Origin of the sequence: Bradyrhizobium sp. CCBAU 53338 (assembly GCF_015291665.1) — a bacterium.
Classification (GTDB): domain Bacteria; phylum Pseudomonadota; class Alphaproteobacteria; order Rhizobiales; family Xanthobacteraceae; genus Bradyrhizobium.
This window is the reverse complement of the sequence record NZ_CP030049.1, coordinates 375,751-395,644: the sequence shown is the minus strand read 5'-3', so window position 1 is coordinate 395,644 and position 19,894 is coordinate 375,751. Positions and strand designations below refer to the sequence as shown.

11 protein-coding genes and 6 pseudogenes are annotated in these 19,894 nt (G+C 59.8%); 12 read left to right on the top strand and 5 right to left on the bottom strand.

Going from position 1 to position 19,894, the window contains the following annotated elements; all coding sequences use genetic code 11:
• Positions 1 to 15: 15 nt before the first annotated feature.
• A complete protein-coding gene (locus tag XH90_RS36045) occupies positions 16 to 1,473 on the bottom strand; it encodes an ISNCY family transposase (protein ID WP_371746383.1) in 1,458 nt (485 codons plus the stop codon).
• Here XH90_RS36045 and XH90_RS36040 point away from each other — a divergent pair.
• From XH90_RS36040 to ald, 7 genes and pseudogenes are all read left to right on the top strand, one after another.
• Positions 1,434 to 1,610: pseudogene (locus XH90_RS36040) on the top strand (ISNCY family transposase); the annotation flags it as partial. The gene XH90_RS36045 and the pseudogene XH90_RS36040 sit on opposite strands and share 40 nt — an antisense overlap.
• Positions 1,534 to 2,034, top strand: coding sequence for a transposase (locus XH90_RS39990; RefSeq protein WP_128929851.1), 501 nt, complete (start codon positions 1,534 to 1,536; stop codon positions 2,032 to 2,034). The pseudogene XH90_RS36040 and the gene XH90_RS39990, both read left to right, overlap by 77 nt.
• A gap of 254 nt (positions 2,035 to 2,288) precedes the next feature.
• A pseudogene (locus tag XH90_RS36030) lies at positions 2,289 to 2,590 on the top strand (transposase); the annotation flags it as partial.
• A gap of 71 nt (positions 2,591 to 2,661) precedes the next feature.
• A pseudogene (locus tag XH90_RS39330) lies at positions 2,662 to 3,390 on the top strand (IS21 family transposase); the annotation flags it as partial.
• A gap of 831 nt (positions 3,391 to 4,221) precedes the next feature.
• Positions 4,222 to 5,424 (top strand): M20 family metallopeptidase, encoded by a 1,203-nt coding sequence (locus tag XH90_RS36020; protein ID WP_128929852.1) that lies wholly within the window; start codon positions 4,222 to 4,224, stop codon positions 5,422 to 5,424.
• A gap of 349 nt (positions 5,425 to 5,773) precedes the next feature.
• A complete protein-coding gene (locus XH90_RS39325) occupies positions 5,774 to 6,514 on the top strand; it encodes a M24 family metallopeptidase (protein ID WP_245502108.1) in 741 nt (246 codons plus the stop codon).
• 869 nt (positions 6,515 to 7,383) lie between these two features.
• Entirely contained in the window at positions 7,384 to 8,496 is a 1,113-nt protein-coding gene (ald, locus tag XH90_RS36010; protein ID WP_128929853.1) for an alanine dehydrogenase, read from the top strand.
• A 254-nt stretch (positions 8,497 to 8,750) separates the two neighbouring features.
• Here the strand turns inward: ald and XH90_RS36005 are convergent, their stop codons facing one another.
• On the bottom strand, positions 8,751 to 9,227 hold the full coding sequence (locus tag XH90_RS36005) for an Lrp/AsnC family transcriptional regulator (protein ID WP_128929854.1): 477 nt from the start codon (positions 9,225 to 9,227) through the stop codon (positions 8,751 to 8,753).
• A gap of 158 nt (positions 9,228 to 9,385) precedes the next feature.
• Between XH90_RS36005 and XH90_RS36000 the strand changes: the two genes are divergently transcribed.
• The 3 genes and pseudogenes from XH90_RS36000 to XH90_RS35990 form a co-directional block, all read left to right on the top strand.
• Positions 9,386 to 10,900, top strand: a complete 1,515-nt coding sequence (locus XH90_RS36000; protein ID WP_128929855.1) for an NAD-dependent succinate-semialdehyde dehydrogenase — start codon at positions 9,386 to 9,388, stop codon at positions 10,898 to 10,900.
• 9 nt (positions 10,901 to 10,909) lie between these two features.
• Positions 10,910 to 12,310: an aminotransferase gene (locus XH90_RS35995; RefSeq protein WP_128929856.1), complete on the top strand. Its 1,401-nt coding sequence runs from the start codon at positions 10,910 to 10,912 to the stop codon at positions 12,308 to 12,310.
• Positions 12,311 to 12,805: 495 nt separating this feature from the next.
• Positions 12,806 to 12,992 (top strand): annotated as a pseudogene (locus XH90_RS35990) (IS66 family transposase zinc-finger binding domain-containing protein); the annotation flags it as partial.
• A gap of 288 nt (positions 12,993 to 13,280) precedes the next feature.
• On the opposite strand, the gene XH90_RS39320 reads toward XH90_RS35990, so the two are convergent.
• The gene (locus XH90_RS39320; protein ID WP_232995625.1) at positions 13,281 to 13,745 is read right to left on the bottom strand and encodes a group II intron maturase-specific domain-containing protein; all 465 of its coding nucleotides are present in this window, start codon (positions 13,743 to 13,745) and stop codon (positions 13,281 to 13,283) included.
• A gap of 623 nt (positions 13,746 to 14,368) precedes the next feature.
• Between XH90_RS39320 and XH90_RS35980 the strand changes: the two genes are divergently transcribed.
• Together XH90_RS35980 and XH90_RS35975 are read left to right on the top strand one after the other, a co-directional pair.
• Positions 14,369 to 15,883, top strand: a complete 1,515-nt coding sequence (locus XH90_RS35980) for an ISNCY family transposase (protein ID WP_128955117.1) — start codon at positions 14,369 to 14,371, stop codon at positions 15,881 to 15,883.
• Positions 15,884 to 16,732: 849 nt separating this feature from the next.
• A pseudogene (locus tag XH90_RS35975) lies at positions 16,733 to 17,632 on the top strand (transposase); the annotation flags it as partial.
• A 34-nt stretch (positions 17,633 to 17,666) separates the two neighbouring features.
• Here the strand turns inward: XH90_RS35975 and XH90_RS35970 are convergent.
• Together XH90_RS35970 and XH90_RS35965 are read right to left on the bottom strand one after the other, a co-directional pair.
• Positions 17,667 to 18,257 (bottom strand): UPF0149 family protein, encoded by a 591-nt coding sequence (locus XH90_RS35970; protein ID WP_128955118.1) that lies wholly within the window; start codon positions 18,255 to 18,257, stop codon positions 17,667 to 17,669.
• A 29-nt stretch (positions 18,258 to 18,286) separates the two neighbouring features.
• Positions 18,287 to 19,844 (bottom strand): annotated as a pseudogene (locus tag XH90_RS35965) (IS66 family transposase).
• Positions 19,845 to 19,894: the final 50 nt, after the last annotated feature.

The following is a 19,894-nucleotide window of genomic DNA, read 5'->3' as shown; positions in this document are numbered from 1 at the left end:
CTGGCGTCTGCCACATCATTGGGTTGTTGTGACCTCATGCCCCAGCAGCGTTTCCTCCGTAGGAACGAACAACAACGCGTTCGCTTGCTCGCTGCGCCAGGATTTAAGCCTACGCTGAAGCGTTCGAAGAAGCTTGTTCGGATAGGCTCCAGGATATTCCGCCTGCAACCGGGAGAGCAGTTCGCTACCAGTCCGCCAAGGCTCGGCTTCAAACCATTTTCGCAAATCTAGCGTTGCCCGGATGAGCGGGTCGGGACGCCGCCGGCCTCTTTTCGCTTTCACGATTGGCCGATCCGTCGGTCGCATAGCTCCGTCTTTCCAGGCGGTTCGTAGGCTTGCCAGGAAGAGATCGATCGGTTGCGATGCCGCAGCAGGATGGGCGATTGGCTGCGTATCAGCGAGCGCCGCGAGGCGTTCCTGCGCGCCGCGGATGTCGCGCAACAACGCGACCGGGTCGAGAGCGGCATAGATTTCTTGGAGATGGTGACGAATCGCATCGGGCGTGCGGGCGTCGGCGGCCAAGCGCTGGTGTGGCGTTGCCGGTGCGCTGTATGTCTTACGCACACGAGCACCGTCGCGCTGCTTGGCCATCAGTTTGAATGAGGGTTGGAAGAAGTTCACGAACAGCCGCGCCGATCGATAGAGTTCAGCCAGCAGCTTGGCCGCTTCCAGGCCCTCGAGCCGACGATAGCCGACCATCCTGCGCACGACGGCACCGTTCTTCTGCTCGACGAACGCCTGGTCGTTCTTCCGGTAGGGCCGGCAACGCGTGAAGACGATGTTGGCCGCATCGCAGTAGGCTTTCAGCGTCTCATTCATGAACACCGTATCATTGTCCGTATCGAGGCCGACCAGCGCAAAAGGCAATTGTTTGCGCAATTCCGTCAACACCGTGCTCAACAGTGTTTGTTCGCGCACGATCAGAGGAGCGCACTCCGTCCAGCCGGTAGCAATGTCGGTGAGCACGAGGGTCTGGATGAAGCTGCCGCGCGCCGATAGACCGCTATGCGCTACAAGGTCAGCCTCGACGAACCCCGGCGCCGGATCGTTCCAATCTGCCGACGTCCGTATTGGAATACTGCGACGCAACGAGTGCGTCGCGTGCCGTCGGCGCTTGCGACCTAATCCTTCTCGGACCCGTGCCAACGCGCGGTCGATCGTCGCAGCACTCATTGCCAAAAGTTTGTCGCGGATCTCGGGAGCAAGGTCGAGGTGGCCGTGCCGTTCCATCGCTTCAATCAGCGCAGGCATTAACGCCTTCAGCCGCTTCCCGCAGATCCGGTCTGACGCCTCCCAAAGCAGCACGAGCGCGTTGTGTTCCGCCTCATTATAGATCCGACGTCGCGCCCGTCGGCCTGCGCTTACGTCTTCCTGGCCTCGAAGTAGACGCATCGCATGTTTGCGATGGAATCCGGTGATGTCGACGAACTCGCCTGGAAGCGGCCGAGCTGCTGGCCGCACTCTGTCGATCAGCGCGGCTGTTCGTAAACTTCTTCCAACCCTCGTTCAAACTGTTAGCCAAGCAGCGCGACAGTGCTCGTGTACGCAAGACATACAGCGCGCCGGCAACGCCTCACCAGCGCCTGGCAGCGGACGTCCGCACGCCTGAAGGGTCAGATCGCCGCGGAAAGCCTTGAGCCGGGTGCGATTGCAATCGATATCGCCCGCCGCCATGGCTGCCGGACACAGCAGGTACATGACTGGCGACGCCGGGCGCGTTCAACAACTGGTGCTGCCGGCTTCGGCAGATGCAATATCGTTCGTGCCTTTGGTGTCGGAATCGTCGCCACCGGCGGCTGCGGAGCCTCCGCCAGCATACACTTCGATACGCGGCGACAATGGTCCTCTTATGTCGTCCGAATGGTCTCCACTATGAGCACCCTTGCCGCCAATCCCAATTCGTGCGCGCTGCGCGACGTCGTCGATGCCGAGCAAATCCTCACTGCAATGCGTCGACTCATAAGTCAGCACCGCCACCTTTGCAGACGGGGGAGCTGGCGCAGCCGTTGCGAGCATCGATGCAGACGTCGCTAAGTGCTTGAGCGCCTGCGCTCGGCGTGCGAGAAATCGCTGTGATCCTACTCGAGTGGGCTAAATTTCCATTGTCGCACCCGCAATCCGCCGAATGAGCAAACTTCCGGTTTTTGACATCGTGGTCCTGTACCGGGGTCGTGGTCGAGTAACTCAGCCATTCGGCTTCGCCCTCACAGATCCGGGCGGGCAGACTTCCCGCACCCGGCTCTTCCCGAGCGTAACCCGCGTCATATGCGCGCCTGCGCCCTCGAGTGATGCGTGGAACGGAAAGACGGAAGCGAGCCGTCAGGGTCTCGAACTCCGGCCATCTCTTGCGCGAGATGATCGGCTTTGCTGCCCAGCGGCTGATGGAGCTGGAAGTCGAAGGCCAGGTCGGTGCAGCCTACGGCGAGAAGAACCCCGAGCGTCTGGCCCAGCGCAACGGTGAGCTTCGACCGGACCTGGGAGACCTGGCCGGCACGGTCGAGCTTCGCATCCCAAGCTGCGCAAGGGCTCCTACTTCCCGGGTTTCCTGGAGCCGCGCCGGATGGCCGAGAAGGCGCTCACCGCCGTGGTCTGTCGATTCCGAGGTCATCGCGCGCACCGTACCGATTTGATGGCGCGCGGAGTTCCGAAATGATCGCGCGCTTCGTTGCGGTCATGGGCGCATCCAGCTTGTCATTCCCGCTAGCGACGTGGACCGAGCAGCTCGGCGACTGGATCGCGGGAAACGACGCGGCCTACAGCTTTTTTGGTGACGCGACGCAACTGCTGGTGCCCACAACGCCAAGATCGCGGTGATCGAGGCCTGCCTCTGTGACCCCATAGTCGACCGCAGCTACAGCGATATGGCGCAGCATTCCGGCACGGCCGCCTCGCCCGAGAGATAAGGCAAAGGTCGAGGCCTGCGGTGGGAATCATCGAGCGTTGGCTGCTGCGGCGGTTGCGCAACCGAACTTTTTACAGCCTGGCCGAACTCAACCGCGCGATCGCCTAGTGGCTGGCCAAGCTCAATGACGAACGGGTACTGCGTCAGTATGGCCGCATACGGCGCCAGCTTTCGAGGAAATTGATGCGCCAATTCTCAAACCGCTTCCGGGCCAGCCGTGGGTCCATGCCGAATGGCGGGTCGGGCTCGACTATCACGTCGAGATCGAACAACACCATATTCGGTGCCCTATCGCTTCGCCCGCCGCTGAGTTAGACTAGAAGCGCGGATCAGCGCACGAACGATTGAACCCTCCTTGGAGGCGAGCGTGCATATGCGTGGCAGTGGCAACGGGCGGCACACGACGATCAGCGCCACATGCCCTCCAGCCACCGGCGCTATGCGAGTGGACGCCGGCAAAGATCTGCAGGGAGGGAGGCCGGTCCGGCCCGATACTGCGCTAGTCGACCGGATCATCGAGGACCTGAAGCGAAAGATCTTAACCATGCCCGCCAACAGTTATACTGGCTGACTCGTTCTGCTCGCTACGAATTCATGAGAATCTCCGCAGCCAGCTCGCCGAGCGCCACGTCAGTCGTGGGCCGTAGCGGAGCGCTTTTGGTACAGCCAGCATACCCTGAGCGGAAAGCAGCGGATCGATGTAGGCTAGCGCACCTCCTATTGCGACATCCCGCACGATGAGGGTAAACGAGGTCACCGCGTAGATGCCCTCGCACGCGACGACCGTTCCAATGGCGTCCCGGATTTCCGCGCCTCATGTGCTCGGCTGTCCACAATACCGGCCGATGCCTCGCCTTGCGTGAAAGCCTGGAGCTGGGGTACGGAGCTGCGACGTGTCGCAATGATATTGTCATTTGCAGCCGCAATTATTTTGAAGGCCGGCGCCATATTTGCCCAAAGACCCACCATTTCCTTCGGCAGAGGCGCGAACGAGCAGCGCTGGAGCGGCCGATCGACTGGAGAGCATTCAGGGAGCAGGGCGCAGGCCTCGGATAGAGGATGACCAAAGAGCTGAGAAGCTGACGGCTCCGGGGCCGTGATGGTAGTCCCGATCGACAGGCGCGCCGTTAGCTTGTTTTGGTTGTGCAGGGCCTCTTCCGAGGCCCTGCGATCCGGCGCCCGCCAGGATCAGATGCTCTCAGATTGTGCGCATCGGACGACAACCTTGCAGCATTGCTGCGCGATAGCCACGCTAGTCGCTGCTCCCCGCCTACCCGACCTGCTACATTGACTCAAGCGTCAACTGGAAGGCCGCGAAGATGAAGAGGACTACAAACACAAGCGCAAACAATCTGCTTTCCAGTTCCGAAAAGGACGTGGTGATCGAAATGCGGCATGCTATGCATCGCGAGCCGGAGCTTTCCAACAACGAGTGGAAAACTCAACAGCGGATCCGCGAAACGCTTGAACGGTTTGGGCTGTTCGATGCGAAGACCTTTCACAAAACCGGCCTTTACGTCGACATCCACGGTTTAGCCTCCGGGCCGCAGCGCTCCGTCGCCATACGGGGCGACATCGATGCCTTGCCGATCCAGGAAACCCGGGACGACTTGTCCTATCAGTCCCGGGTCCCAGGTCATATGCATGCGTGCGGTCATGACCTGCATGCGTCGATCGCTATGGGTACCGCACTTGCGTTTCATCGGATGCGAGAGAGCTTTTCTGGCAAGCTTCGCGTGTTTTTCCAGCCCGCCGAGGAGGCGGAGCCACTCGGCGGACGATCAGTGGCTGAGCAGGGCCTGCTTAGCGGCTTCCACGCTGCTGTTGGGTTCCACGTCAAAACTGATTTGCCCGCGGGGATGTTCGGCGCACGCCCAGGCGCTGTGACACAATCCGCCGATCAGTTCGCGATCACACTTATCGGGACCATGGCCCACGGCGCGAGGCCGCATGCGGGCGTGGATGCAATTGCGATGGCCGGGGCATTCATCAATGAGGTCCAAAAGGTCGTGTCGCGGGAAATGCCCTTCGATGACGGGGCGATCGTCACAATCGGGACGATTGCAGGTGGCGAAGCCACAAATATCATTTGCCCGTCAGTTACGATGACCGGAACTATCAGAACAAGCCGTTGTGAGCGGAGAGAGCTCCTGGTTCAGCGCGTGCGAGAAATAGCTGAAGGGGTCGCGACGATGCACCGCGGGAAAGCGGAGTTCTCCCACAAATTCGGTGAACCGCCGGTCATTAACAACGACGTGATGGTTGACAGGTTTCGGCGGCTGGTGGTCGAGACCGTGGGCAAAGACAAGTTTTCCGACCTGAAGTCGTCGAGCGCAGGCGGCGGCAGCGACGATTTCGGATTCTACTCCGCGTGCGTGCCCTCGATCTACTTCTGGTTTGGCAGCAAGGAGCAAGGCAACGAGTCCGGCGTGCACACGCCAACTTTCGGAGCCTCGGACGATCTGCTCGTTCCGACAGCTGAGCTCGCGATCAGGTACTGCTTGGAGATGCTGAATTCGTAGCGGCGCCGATGTACGATCCCGCCACAAATGACACGAAAAGATCCGCCGGCCCGCCCTCGATCCACGCGAGAGAACGACCCACTCTTTCCAGAAGGAGTTTGCACATGGCAATGCCTAAGGCTTCGCAAGCATTCGCCCGCGGCGGGTATCTGCGGAGATTATCCGCCGTCAAGTCGGAGATAGAGCGGCGAAGGTCGAAGCGGTGGTCACGGCTCCGGCTAACATCATATATCTCTCCGGATACACTTCGAGGTCGGGCTATGTTCCGCGGGGGCTGGTCGTGACTTTAACGGATGAGTAGCCGACCTTCCTGACGCGCAGAATGGTCTGGCCGGCGGCGATCCATCAGATGTTTGTCGATCGCAGTCGTGTCACTGGTTATTCGGAGGCGCTCATCGCTACCCCGAACGGGAGGAGACCATCGACTTCATCTTGGACGATGGCGTCGGCCGCAAATGGACCGGTCTGGAAGAACGGCTCTTGCCCGCTGACAGTTAAGAAGTTCAAATCTCGCTCGACAGGCGCGAACATCGTCTACTGCACTAACGCCGTGACCCGGATCCGCGGCGTGAAATCGGACTCGGAATTCGCGATGATGCGGGAAGCTACCGCTATTTCCGACGCCGGCATGCTCAAAGCGAGAGACGTTATCCGCTCAGGCGCGCGCGAGGCCAATGAATCCGCCGAGGTCATTGCAACATTGGTGCGCAGCGCTAACGGCAAGCCCAGCACGGATTTTGCGGGCCTCTTCTTTGCGCTGCGCACGCATCTCCACGTGTCACATTCGCTGGACCGAAGACGTCTTCCAGACGGGCTCGCAGAGCAATTTCGAGTTCAGCGGCGGGCGTCATGGCTAGACCTCTCCGCTGATGCGCACGATGTCGCGATCGGTAAGCCGTCGGATCACATACGCCGGTTGCATGAAGGGAACGTTGCCAGGTTGGAAGCTGCACTTGCCGCCGCCAAACCCGGCAGGACCTGCAGCGACGTCGCCATAGCTTTCAACTCCAACTTGAAAACGCGATGGCTTGGTGAAGGAGTCTCGGTGCGGCTACGCCGTCGCGATAGATTGGACGGAACCTACAGCTAGCTTGAAGGACGGCGATAACACGGTCCTCAAGCCGAATACGACATTTCACCTCATGCTTGAAAACTGGATCGATGAAGACGTGGTTATGTGATCAGCGAAACCTTCCGCATACCGACGTTGCAGGTGAACCATTCACGAAGTTGCCGCGCGAGCTATTCGAACTCTGACGCGCAATCCGCTGCGGCCTCAGCGATTCCAGGCCTGCCGCTAGTGCGTTAAGGTCTCTCAAAGGAGAACAATGGGCCACTCTCGCTCGCAGCACTCGCCTTCTTGCACGAGGACACCGGTTTTCAACACTAGGCGTCCGCAGATAGGTGGCCCGGTCGCGGTGCTGATTGCGCCGAGCCGTAGTCCATCGCAATATCCCGGGCTCGCGCCTGCGCTCGTCATCACCAAGACCGAAGGTGGACGCGATCGTCACAATCGGAAAGGCCGCTTTCGAGCGATCATTGACAGCCGCTCCATGATGCTCACAATCTCTGAGCGTATCGTTGCCATTCGATCGGCGAGCCCTGGCGGCATGCGCGCGTTGCTGGGCAACTGTTCCGCCATAAATATCCGCCGGGATTCATGCAGCTTTTGCGTGGAGCGGGACAGAGGGGATGTTTCGCCCAGAGCCCCGTGGAGGAACCGAAGGCCGTTAAATACGTGAAAATCGCTGTGCGAAACTTCCTTTGGATCGATGTGTCGGCTGCCACTGTGCCGATTGCGGCGCCAGGAATAGCAAACCATCACCATCTCGCGCACTCTGCTGGAATTGTGCGCAAGAACGCCGAGGTTGCTGAATTTCTGCGTCGTTCGCCGGTCCCTTCTCAATTTCACCGCGTGGTTCCGATTAGAAGTGGTTCAGCAAAAGCGGAGATTGCAAGATGCAAGTCGGTGTTCCCAAGGAAATCAAAACACACGAATATCGCGTGGGCCTGACCCCTGGAGCTGTCCGGGAATATGTGGCTGCCGGCCACCAAGTATTGGTGGAGGCCAATGCCGGCGCTGGCATCGGGGCAAGCGACGAGGAATACCGGAAGGCCGGTGCAACAATCGCCGCGGCTGCTCGGGAGGTGTTTGCATCGAGCGAGATGGTAGTCAAGGTCAAGGAGCCGCAGCCGTCCGAATGGGTCCAGCTCCGAGAGAATCAGATCCTCTTCACCTATCTGCATCTGGCGCCCGATCCGGAGCAGGCAAAAGGACTGCTGAAATCGGGTTGCACAGCGATCGCCTATGAAACCGTCACCGACTCGAACGGGGGCTTGCCGTTGCTTGCGCCAATGAGCGAAGTCGCGGGCCGGCTCACGATCGAGGCTGCCGGCGCGGCCCTAAAACGGTACAGCGGCGGGCGGGGGTTATTGATCGGCGGCGTGCCTGGCGTTCAGCCCGCTCGTATCGTTGTCATCGGTGGCGGTGTCGTCGGTACGCATGCCGCCCGAATGGCAGCCGGTTTGGGTGCGGAAGTCACCGTCATCGACCGTTCGATCAACCGCCTTCGCGAACTGGACGAGCTATTCGAGGGCCGCGTCCGCACCAGGTACTCGACCATCGACAGCGTTGAAGAGGAAGTCTCTGCCGCAGACGTCGTTATTGGCGCCGTGCTCGTCCCAGGAGCCAGTGCACCGAAGCTGGTGTCGCGCAAGATGCTGAGCTCGATGAAGCAAGGCTCTGTGGTCGTTGACGTCGCGATCGATCAAGGCGGTTGCTTTGAGACGTCGCGTGCCACCACCCATGCTGATCCAACCTACGAAGTCGACGGCGTGATCCACTATTGCGTTGCCAACATGCCCGGTGCAGTCCCGCTTACCTCAAGTCAGGCCCTCAACAACGCAACTTTGCCTTTTGGCTTGGCTTTGGCAAACAAGGGCTTTGCGGCCGTGCTTGAAAATCCGCACTTGCGCGCTGGCCTGAACGTCTATCGGGGCCGGTTGACCTACAAGGCAGTGGCAGAGAGTCTCGGCCTACCATTTTCACCGATCGAACAGGCTGCGGCCTGATCTCCCAGGCCCCCTAGGGGCGTTTCCTCCCTAACTTGAAGGGGCCACCCTTGGAGTGGCCCCTCCTTTTTTTGCTTTCAAGCACCATTCTGGCACGTAATTCGACCAAGCCCACTGGGGCGAGTTCGTTAGGCCTGTTTTGGGTTGAAGAGGATTGTGAGAAGTCAGAATTGTCAGAGCTTTCGGTATGGTTCTCATTCTTTCACGAGTGCTCAAAACAGCTGGACCGTCGGGACGTCGCGATCAAAGATCGCTTATCTGTCCGGTGGCATTTCGATTGGAACTGCAAACCCCGATTTTACGCGGTCCATGATGACCATGGTTTTGAACCCCTTAATATCGGGGTTCTCGTAAAAGAAGCGTCTGGTGAAAAGCTCGTAGTCCTCCATCGTGCGAGCCGTTATGTACAGAACGAAGTCTGCATCGCCCGTGACATAGAAGCCATTTACGACTTCACTCGACGTTTTGATGGCCTTCTTGAATTTGTCGATGATATCGGAGCGCTCCCGCTCGAGATTCACGAGGACAAGCATCTGAATCGGCCTTCCCACTGCTCTTGCCGAGACGATGGACACATCCGACTCAATGATTCCTTCCGAACGGAGCCTCTTCAACCTTCTCTGACACGCCGTGGGGGAAAGCCCCGCCATTTCGCCAATGACCTCGGACGTGAGGCGATTGTTTTTTTGCACGATCTCCAGGATGCGTGCATCTATCCGATCGTAACGCATAGCGGTTGTCTCCAGCCCTAAGCTGCGTTTCGTCGCAAGGCATCAATGCTTTGCAGGAATTCATCCCGCGCACCGAAAATGCGACGCAAATCTGTTTGCGTCACTAGTATCCTGATTACTCCAGCAATTTCAATAAGTGACGGCGCGGGAGTTTCAAAATGGGTGTTCAAGGCTTTCGGCACAGACGCCCGGAGTGGGGTGGCCTCGCTATGCGGCACCTTCGAACTCTCAGACGACGAGACTTTTTAGCGGGGGCAGCGTTCATCGACGGCAAGTGGACGGACGGCGGGCAGAAGGACGCGGTTGTCGACCCCGCGACGGGGGAGGAAATCGCGGAAGCTGCCCGTTGCTCGGCGGCCGACATGGAGCTGGCAATCGGAGCAGCAGAGAAGTCGTTTGTTGCATGGAGGCGTCTGCTGCCCACCGAGCGAGGAGTGATCCTCAAATCTTGGGCGTCCCTGATCCGCGGCCATTCAGAGGATCTCGCCGTTCTTATGACCAGCGAGCAAGGAAAGCCTCTGGCGGAGGCACGCTACGAGATCACATATGGCGCGGGCTTTCTGGAATGGTTTGCCGCTGAAGGCGAGCGCACCTATGGCGAGACCATTCCGAGTCACAAAGCGGGAAGCCTGCTTCATGTGCGAATGCAGCCAATCGGTGTTGCGGCGGCGATCACGCCATGGAATTTTCCAATCGCGATGATCACGAGAAAGGCGGGAGCTGCTCTTGCCGCGGGCTGCCCGATCGTCGTGAAGCCGGCTCCCGAGACGCCATTGTCGGCCCTTGCCCTGGCTAGGTTGGCCGAAGAAGCTGGTATTCCGCGTGGCGTATTTCAGGTGCTTGTCGGTGATTCAATCGAGCTTTCGAAACCACTGTTGCGCGATACGAGGGTGCGAGCTCTTTCGTTTACTGGTTCTACCGAAGTTGGGCGCCTGCTTCTGGCAGAGGCGGCACAAACCGTGAAGAAAGTGTCGCTTGAGCTGGGGGGCCACGCTCCGTGCATCATCTTTGACGACGTCGATGTCGACAAGGCGGTTAAGGGAGCGATGGACGCAAAGTTCACCACTTCGGGCCAGGACTGTCTCGCCGCCAATCGCATCTACGTGCATAGAAAGATCTACCGCGCCTTCGTCGAGGCGTTTGCCACCCCTATTTCTCAGCTCAGAGTCGGGCACGGCCTGGAAACGACAACTGATATAGGGCCGATGACAAAGCTGTCGGTTGCCAACAAATGCAGGGCCCACATCGACGACGCCGCAAAAAAGGGGGCGCGGGTGTTTTGCGCCGACAAGGGCGCAAGTTTGGGTGCAAACTTCGTTCCTCCGACGTTGCTCAGCGATGTCACCGACCACATGCTGATCACGCATGAAGAAACCTTCGGGCCGGTTGCTGCCGTGCTCCCGTTCGATTCTGAGGCGGAGGTTGTATCCAGGGCGAACGCCAGCGAAATGGGGCTGGCTGGATACATCTACACAAACAACCTTCGCCGGGCGCTCCGCCTTTCTGAGCAGATCGAGTGCGGCATGCTCGGAATCAATACAGCTTCCTTTACTGGACCGCCCATTCCGTTCGGAGGCTGGAAGCAGTCCGGACTCGGACGAGAAGGGTCGAAGCACGGTTTAGCAGAGTACATGGAACACAAATACGTCTGTTTCGGCGATTTGGCGGCATAGGAGAACTATATGATTGATATCAAGACCATCGCTGAGCGAGATCGTTCCAGTGTTCTGCATCCCTTCACGCAGCTGAAGGATTTCGCGAGCGGCAAGCTTGGCGATCCCACAATCGTCACAGGTGGTAAAGGGATATCCATTCGGGATGCGGAGGGCCGAACATACATCGATGGCTTTGCCGGTCTCTACTGTGTCAATATCGGCTATGGGCGTACCGAAGTTGCCGAGGCCATCGCAAGGCAGGCCTATCAGCTCGCATATTACCACACGTACGCTGCTCACACGACCGAAGAGCTCGCAAAGCTTTCGCATCGCCTCGTGCAAATGGCACCGGGAAACGCCAGCAAAGTCTTCTACGGACTTTCCGGATCGGATGCCAACGAAACTCAGGCCAAGCTCGTCTGGTATTACAACAATCTGCGTGGTCAGCCGAAGAAGAAGAAGATCATCTCTCGCGAGCGCGGTTATCACGGGTGCTCGGTCATTTCTGGATCAATGACGGGAATGTCGTTCTATCACGATCAAATGGACCTTCCGTTTCCGGGTATTCTGCACACAGGCACTCCCCACCATTATTGGGGCGCTGAGCACGGGGAATCGGAGGAGGCCTTTTCTCGTCGGCGTGCGGCCGAACTCGAAGAGCTAATTGTGCGGGAGGGCGCGGAAACGGTCGGCGCGTTTATTGCCGAGCCTGTCCTTGGTACCGGAGGCATCACACCGCCGCCCAGCGGGTATTGGCGGGAGATTCAGGCCGTACTCAGGCGGTATGACGTTCTTCTCATCGCCGATGAGGTGATCTGTGGATTCGGGCGAACCGGGGCCGACTTTGGCAGTACTCTATACGGGATGGAGCCGGATCTCGTAACGGTCGCCAAGGGGCTCACCTCGGGCTACATGCCGCTCTCGGCAGCCATCGTGGGGGAGAAGGTTTACTCTGTTATGGAGGGGGCCGCCGATCGCGTTGGCGCATTCTCACACGGTTACACCTACTCGGGTCATCCGATCGCTGCCGCCGCCGCCAACGCAGTGCTCGATATCGTTGAAAAGGAGCAGCTCAGCAATCGCGCCAGGGTGGTCGGCGCGCACTTTCAAAAGCGGCTTAAGGAAAGGTTCGCTCAATTGGAGATCGCTGGCGAAGTTCGCGGCGTCGGCTTGCTCGGCGCTATCGAGTTTGTCGCGGACCGTCACACGAAGCGACGGTTCGACGCCCAGCTCAAAGTCGGCGCCCGCATCTCGAAGGCTGCTCGCGAGCGGGGACTTATTGCTCGGGCAATGCCGCATGGCGATATTCTGGGTTTTGCTCCGCCTCTTGTCGTCTCGGAAGGCGAGATTGATGAGATTGTCGAGCTTGCCTATCAGGCAACCAGGCAAGTCATTGACGAACTCGCCAGGGAGCCCGCAAGCGTTTAGAAACTCCGCATTCCACGCCCGGCACGTGTCGCACATCGGGCGCGCTTCATGAGTGAAGGTCATCCTCACCGTGAGGCGACCCGATCCGTTCTGAGCTAACTCAAGTAGCACCGGGCCGCCGCGGCAAATGCCCAGTTACACGGACTTTGTCAATCCTAGGAACTACGTCCGAATGGGGCAGGTCGCGCGCCCTAACGACCCAATGGTGGTGCGGAAGGTGCTGGCAAACGCGAGCGGAGAGATCTTCTCGCCCTTCGACTGGGCGCAAGCCATTTATCGCACCTCTGGCGGCGGTGGCCCTTCAGTTCATCTGAAGAAGGAGAGCAGGTGACTCTGTGGTATTCCTCCGTTGCGGGCCGTCTTGTTTGACGGACGCGAACGCTGCAGGTCCTACGGGTAATCCTGGGAGAAGCACTATGCCGATTTCGAGGGGCGGAGGTGATCACATCGGCCGAGCGGCGGCGCCGGTGGTCGCAGGATGAGAAGGAACGGCTTGTTGCAGCACTGGGCGAGGATGTGACCGAGACGTTGGGAGATCCCGCGCCGGTTCAAGGTCATCGAGACCGTGCGAGAGAAGTTCACTTGCCGCGATTGCGAGAAGATCAGCCAGCCGCCGGCACCGTTCCATGCCACGCCGCGCGGCTTCATCGGTCCGCAATTGCTGGCGACGATCCTGTTCGACAGTGGGGTCGAGGACTGGCGCGCCGCTTAACCAGTTTTCCCGGTCATGCACGTTTCCAGCCCCCGCCACATCGCACGCAGCATGCAGATTTCCCGCACTACGCGCTCCCATTTGCTTCATGACAAGGCTTATGGACCTATCATGTTGGAGCAGCTTTTACTTCGGCGGCACTCGCCCGGTAGCCGTTGAACAGCTTCAAGGTGTCGTACAGCCACGAGTTACTCCACTGCTTCCAGCCGAAGCCCTTTTGTTTCCGTGCCTTCGCCAGATGGCGTCTGACCTTCCTCTCTACCCAGTCTCTGATGTAGGGAAGCATTTACTGGAATCGCCTATCCGGAAGTAGTTTACCCATCCTCGGAGCTTTGGATTGATCAGGCTTATCACCCGACTAATCGGTTGCGACCGATAGCTGCCAAACACTTCCTTGAGCCCCCGCAGAAGCGCCGTCCGCTTTTTGAGCTTGGGCGTGTAATACGGCCGCATCACTCCGCGCAGACTGCGGAGATAGCGGAAGTCGATTCCCAGGAAGCCGAAGCTCTCGCCTCGGGCCAGGTCAACTATGCGACTCTTCTCATCATTCACCTCAACCTGTAACTTGGCGAACTCCTCCCGCAAGCGCTTGTTTATAGCGCCGAGCAGCCAGTCATGTCGCTGGTGGGCATAGATCAAGACAACCATATCGTCAGCAAAACGTGCATATTCGATATTGGTGTACTTGCCGCGACGTGTAACTTCACGTGCTCGCTCCAGCATCTTGTCCACCTCATTGAGGTAGAGGTTACTGAGCAAGGGTGAAAATTACGCCGCCTTGCGGAACGCCTTTCTTGCCAGAAGCTTTCAGCACAAGCCGCAGAAGATGCATGACGTCCCCATCATCAACCCGCAGGGCTACCTTCTCCAGAATCCGATCATGCCGGACGTTGTCGAAGTAGGCCCGCAAATCAAGATCGAGAACCCGCGTCTTCCGCTCAGCTATTGCTTTAGCAACTCGCTTGATCGCTTCATGTGTTGTCCGCTTGGGAACGATCCCGGTTGGAAATCCGCCTCGAATACAGGTTCGAGTATGAGCTTGAGCGCCCCTGTACCTCTCTGTCGCGGATAGCCGGAATCGACAGAACGCGGACCTTGGAGCCCCCGTCCTTCGGTATTTCCCGCTTCCTTGATGGAAGTGGCTTATAAGTGCGCTCGATCAGTTCGTCTCGTAATTGCTCGAGCAGAGACTCCACGCCTCGCGCTTCGATGGCTTCGAACGTCACCCCGTTATAGCGCGACAATCAGGATGAGAGCGCGCATTGCCTCGCCTTAATTGTTACCGGATGCTGAGCCGTTGCCTCACGTAAATTGCTCCCCTGGATCGGGAACAAGCGGGGGCGCAGATGGGGTGGCTGAGCATGGCAACGCGGAAGGAACTGACGGCGGCGGCGGGCGCGCGCTATCGGCGTTCGGATCGTGCGAAGAAGGCGCGGATATTAGACGAGTTCGTCGACATCACCGGATTCCATCGCAAACATGCGATGCGTCTACTTCGAGGCCAGGAAGACGTAAGCGCAGGCCGACGGGCGCGACGTCGGATCTATAATGAGGCGGAACACAACGCGCTCTTGCTGCTTTGGGAGGCGTCAGACCGGATCTGCGGGAAGCGGCTGAAGGCGTTAATGCCTGCGCTGATTGAAGCGATGGAACGGCACGGCCACCTCGACCTTGCTCCCGAGATCCGCGACAAACTTTTGGCAATGAGTGCTGCGACGATCGACCGCGCGTTGGCACGGGTCCGAGAAGGATTAGGTCGCAAGCGCCGACGGCACGCGACGCACTCGTTGCGTCGCAGTATTCCAATACGGACGTCGGCAGATTGGAACGATCCGGCGCCGGGGTTCGTCGAGGCTGACCTTGTAGCGCATAGCGGTCTATCGGCGCGCGGCAGCTTCATCCAGACCCTCGTGCTCACCGACATTGCTACCGGCTGGACGGAGTGCGCTCCTCTGATCGTGCGCGAACAAACACTGTTGAGCACGGTGTTGACGGAATTGCGCAAACAATTGCCTTTTGCGCTGATCGGCCTCGATACGGACAATGATACGGTGTTCATGAATGAGACGCTGAAAGCCTACTGCGATGCGGCCAACATCGTCTTCACGCGTTGCCGGCCCTACCGGAAGAACGACCAGGCGTTCGTCGAGCAGAAGAACGGTGCCGTCGTGCGCAGGATGGTCGGCTATCGTCGGCTCGAGGGCCTGGAAGCGGCCAAGCTGCTGGCTGAACTCTATCGATCGGCGCGGCTGTTCGTGAACTTCTTCCAACCCTCATTCAAACTGATGGCCAAGCAGCGCGACGGTGCTCGTGTGCGTAAGACATACAGCGCACCGGCAACGCCACACCAGCGCTTGGCCGCCGACGCCCGCACGCCCGATGCGATTCGTCACCATCTCCAAGAAATCTATGCCGCTCTCGACCCGGTCGCGTTGTTGCGCGACATCCGCGGCGCGCAGGAACGCCTCGCGGCGCTCGCTGATACGCAGCCAATCGCCCATCCTGCTGCGGCATCGCAACCGATCGATCTCTTCCTGGCAAGCCTACGAACCGCCTGGAAAGACGGAGCTATGCGACCGACGGATCGGCCAATCGTGAAAGCGAAAAGAGGCCGGCGGCGTCCCGACCCGCTCATCCGGGCAACGCTAGATTTGCGAAAATGGTTTGAAGCCGAGCCTTGGCGGACTGGTAGCGAACTGCTCTCCCGGTTGCAGGCGGAATATCCTGGAGCCTATCCGAACAAGCTTCTTCGAACGCTTCAGCGTAGGCTTAAATCCTGGCGCAGCGAGCAAGCGAACGCGTTGTTGTTCGTTCCTACGGAGGAAACGCTGCTGGGGCATGAGGTCACAACAACCCAATGATGTGGCAGACGCCAGCGGAGGAGGCCGGGCGCTCCGAAACCCCGGCCATCTCCGCACCCGGCCTCCTCCTCAACCCAAGCCGGGAGCAAAATAAATGAGGCAACCGATCGCACTCGGGAGCATCGATAGGTGAGGCAATACGGAGTCTCACCCTGATCGCCGCCGCGCACCCCGTCTATTCCCGGTGCGCCGTCGTTTTCTTTCGCCATCTCATACGCTGCGCGCAGGGTCTCCATCTTGCACACGTGGACGTATAGACCCCAGAAACGCCAGGACGGTTCAGCCTTCGCCTTGACGTATAGTCTCCGCCTCAGGTCTTGCAAATCGATGGACGCCTTTATCATCTCGTCCTTGCCTTCCTTACGTTAGAGACATCACAAATGGCAGGGACCCTTTGCTCCACGGGAGTTACTCCGCTTCATCGCTACTCCAGTCCCGGCCGCCACCTTCTCATCTTCGGTCGATTTCCCGGGATCTCCGGTTATACGACCTACCTTCTTCCGGCGATTTCTCTCCGGGATGAAGGCTTCTCCAGTTGCTCGGCATGTCCTTGTCACCGTGCTGTCGCTTTCACCCCGCCGAAATGACCCGTCGTGTCAGTTAGCATTCGATGGATCATGCTGCCTTCGCCCCTAAACTGCAGGCTCGACTTTCGGTTTTCAGCATTTTCGAGGCCACAACGCGTTCTCTTTTGATACGGCCCGATGACTCGTGGTCTCCCCAAGGGAGTTTTGTCGATAGGCTTCAAAGGTTCTATTTCTATCTCCTCTGCTACCCACACTACGGGGAGCTAACTTTTTCCCCGGCAGGACTTACTCCTGCTGAACATGCCAGCCTTCGCTGGACGCACAGTTCGGCATGCATATCCCGCTCAACCAAGTGCGAGAGGATCGACCTGCCATTGTCGACGCTCGCTGACCAGGTCGGCCACGGAACCTTCGCCATCATGCCGCTCTTCCAGCTGATCGAGCGTCATGTACTCGCAGTCGAGCGCCTTCATGGCGACGACACCACCATCCGCGTCCTGGCGAAGGGCAAGTGCACGACCCGCCGGAGCTGGAGTTATGGGCGGGATGACCGGCCCTTCGGTGGGCCGGCGCCGCCGGCTGCGGTCTATTACGCCTCACCCGACCGGCGAGGCCAGCATCCCCAGAGGCATCTGGCCGCCTTCGCCGGCATCCTGCAAGCCGATTGCTATAGCGGCTTCGAGCCGTTGTTCGACCCGCAAAGGAAAGCGATGCCGATCACGCCGGCATTCTGCTTCGCGCATGCGCGGCGGGGCTTCTTCGAGTTGGCCGATATCGAGAAGAACGCCAGGGTAGGCAGCAAGGGTAAACCAGCTCCCCGATCGCGCTAAGCCGCTGCTCGACGACATGCACGCCTGGCTGCTGCGCGAGCGAGAAACCCTCTCGCGCTCCTCCGAGGTCCTGAAGCCCACGAATTACATGCCAGGCGCTGAGCCGACTTTGCCCGCTTCCTCGACGATGGCAGGATCTGCCTCAGCAACAACGCCGCCAAAAGAGCGTTGCGCGGCATCGCCTTGGGAAGGCGCAATTGGACCTTCGCCGGCAGCCTGCGCGGCGCCGAACGCGCCGCCATCATGCTGACGATGATCACCACCTGTCGTCTTAACGATGTCGATCCCAAAGCCCGGCTCTCCGACGTCCTCGCCCGGATCGCCGATCTTCCCGCTTCGCGTCTGCGCGAACTGCTGCCTGGGAATGGAAGCTCCCGCGCCAAGCCGACTAACTGTAACCGGCATGAGCTCCCACGACCGCAGTGATCAGTGAGCGCGGGCGTAGCGGATCGGCATCCAGTATTGCCGCAAGGCTTCGACCGCCGCGGGAATATCGGCGTGGGCGTTACGCAGAAATTTCTTGGTCTCGCGGCCGCTTCGTGGTGGTCCAAGCAGCGGTCGGCCCTGATCGTCGCGACAGTGCAGCAGGATAGGTAGAAGTAGGCCGTGATTGACGTTGCCGGTGTCCAGCAACGGTGCCCACGCCAATAGCTTGAGCCGCATCGCGGCGTAGAAGCCTTGGCACCATGGTCGCGGATCCACGTCTCCACTGGGTTTACGCCGGTGCATCGGCGCGAACCTGTCGGGTGCGGTCGAGAGGGTGTTGCTGATGTCGTTGTGACGCAGGGCGACAGCCGATATGGCTGCAAACTCCGGGGTGCCGCTGTGGTTGAAGGCATCGGCATCGATGGCGAGCAGCGGGCAGATCCAGTCGAGTGGGCTCATCGACACCGGTCCGGCCACGATTGCGGCGACGTAGCCGTCGAGCATGGGGAGATTGGTGGCGGCAGGTTGCTGATCGACCCGAGCCTGCAGCCATCGCTCGAGCTCCTCAAGTGGCATCTCGGCTGCGGCCATTGACGACGCTGCTTTATGACGACGCGGGCTCATGCCGCGGCCTGTGCGGTGCGCTGGCGCGCCGCCTTCCAGTGCCAGGCGAGCAGTTCGTGCAGTTGATGGCTCTTGGTTCCACCGGAGACGATGCGCTCCAGCACGTCGGTCAGATAGGCTTGCGGATCGAGCTCATGGAGCTTTGCGGTGTTCACGAGCGACGCGAGGATGGCCCAGCTCTCGGCACCACCTTCGCTACCGCTGAACAAGGCGTTGCGTCTTCCCATGGCAATCGGGCGCATGGAACGCTCGACCGTGTTGGAATCGACCTCGACGCGGCCGTCGCTGAGAAACAGCGTCAGTCCGTCCCAGTGATTGAGCGCATAGTTGATCGCCTCTGTCAGCTTCGATTGGGAAAACAGCTGACCTACCATCTCAATCAGTCGCGCATTGAGCGCCACCATCAACGGGGCGCTCCTGGTGCGGCGGGCGGCCAGCCGCTGCTCCGCACTGCTGCCGCGGATCTCTGCCTCGATCGCATAGACCGCCTGCAGCCGTTCAATCACGTCGCGCGCGAATGGCGACTGCGTGGACTTGTACACCTCGACGAATTTGCGTCGAGCATGGGCGAGACAAAAGGCGAGCTGGATCGCGCCGCCATGACGGCGGGCCAGCGCCTTGTAGGCGGCATAACCGTCCACCTGCAGAACGCCGCAAAAGCCCATCAACTGTCCGGCGATCTCCTCGGTGCCGCGGCCGTCGGCGAATACGTAGGTAACCGCCGGCGGCGAGGGGCCACCCCATGGCCGGTCATCCATAGCATGCGCCCAGAACTGGCAGATGCGGGGACGATGTCGTCCTGGATCAAGCACCGGCATCGGCGTCTCGTCGCAGAACACGCGCGGCGCAGCCTGAATGATCCGCAGCTGCAGCTCATAAAGGCTCCTGAGCCACAAGGCGGTACGTTTGACCCAACCGCGAGTGTCGCGCGGTCAAGATGGATGCCGTGGCCGGCCAGGATCTGAACTTGCCGGTACAGCGGCAAATACCGGGCGAACTTCGAGACCACCACATGGCTCACGAGGGCCGTCGACGCCATGCCGCCCTCAATCAGGCGCGGCAGCACTTTGGCTTGGACCACGCCATCGGTGCAGCCGCGGCAGCCGTATTTGGGACGGATCGTGCGCAGCACGCGCAGGAGCGCCGGGATCACTCCAACACCTCGCTGACGTCCTCGCCGATCTTGTGAAGCTGGCCCTGGCAGCACGGGCAGGCCGTCACCTCCGGCTCCAGGACCTGCTCACAGCGCGGCAGATGCTTGGGCAACGCGCCGATGTTGCGGCGCGCCTTCTTACGTAGCTTATCGGACGGCTTCACCGCAGGTGCATCGTCGTTGGCAGCTGCCGGCGGCGTGACACTGGTCTCAAGATCGTCAAGCTCAAGCTCAAGCTGCTCGGCCACGAGCGTGGCAAGCCGTTCCGAGCGCTTCCCGAAGATCATCTCCTTGAGCGTCTGCATCGCAACACGCAGCTTCTCGTTCTCGGCGTCGAGCGCGAGCACCATCTCTGTTAGAGCGGCGGGATCAGTCGAGAGGACGTCCGGGCGAATCGCCATAAATGGACCATACATCCGCGCGGCGCAGGCTCCAGCGAAATCCTCTCCTC